Origin of the sequence: Sphingomonas sp. CFBP 13706, from assembly GCF_014842355.1 — a bacterium.
GTDB lineage: Bacteria > Pseudomonadota > Alphaproteobacteria > Sphingomonadales > Sphingomonadaceae > Sphingomonas > Sphingomonas aerolata.
Genome location: NZ_JACYVM010000068.1, coordinates 1 through 731, shown reverse-complemented (window position 1 = coordinate 731; position 731 = coordinate 1). Strand labels below are relative to the sequence as shown.

Below are 731 nucleotides of genomic sequence, written 5' to 3'. Positions count from 1 at the left end.
CAGACCGTGTGGAAAGCCGTGAGCCGGGAGCTGCGTAAGTTCCGCTGTCATTGGCCGGTGTAATTTCTGGCGAGATCAGCTCGATGCCGCTCTCCGGCGGCCTTGAAGCGCCCATAGGCGGCTCATGTGACATCCGAGGTAACGCTCAGGCTCGGAAAGGCGTCGATTATGCCCTTACCGCAGCGATCAGGCCCGGTACGCCGACCAGGGTGATGGCTCGCCTGATGTTGTAGGCAAGCGCGGTCAGGCCGAACTCGCCGCGAACGTTCTCCAGCCGGCGCATCAGGAACGCGCCCTGGCCCATCCACTGTTTGATGGTGCCGAACGGGTGCTCGACGCTGTTTCGCCGTTCGTCGAGCACGCCGGGCCGAAGTGCCAGCCGCGCCGCCATGCGGTCAAGCACCGCCTCGTTCTCCAGGCGCGAGACGCGGCGGAAGGTCCGGGTGCAGCGAGACTTCAGCTCGCAGGCCTTGCAGGCAGCGCGGTTGGTGTAGTCGACCTTCACATTGTCACGCGACTTGCCGAAGTGACGCGGCGAGAGCACCGCCCCAGCCGGACAGACGAACACGTCCCGGTCAGGCTCGTAGCGGAACACCTCCTTGCTGAAGAAGCCATCGCGCACGGCAGGGCCGCGGATCGGCTTGGGGACATAGGCGGTGATGCCGGCCTTCTCGCAGGCCTCGATGTCCTCAATCTTGAAGTAGCCGCGGTCGGCGACCGCCTCGATGCGG

General features: G+C 65.4%; 1 protein-coding gene. It reads right to left on the bottom strand.

The features are described 5' to 3' along the window. Positions 1-166 precede the first annotated feature (166 nt). A partial coding sequence (locus IFS44_RS21680; protein WP_192100219.1) for a transposase occupies positions 167-731 on the bottom strand: 565 nt, incomplete at its 5' end.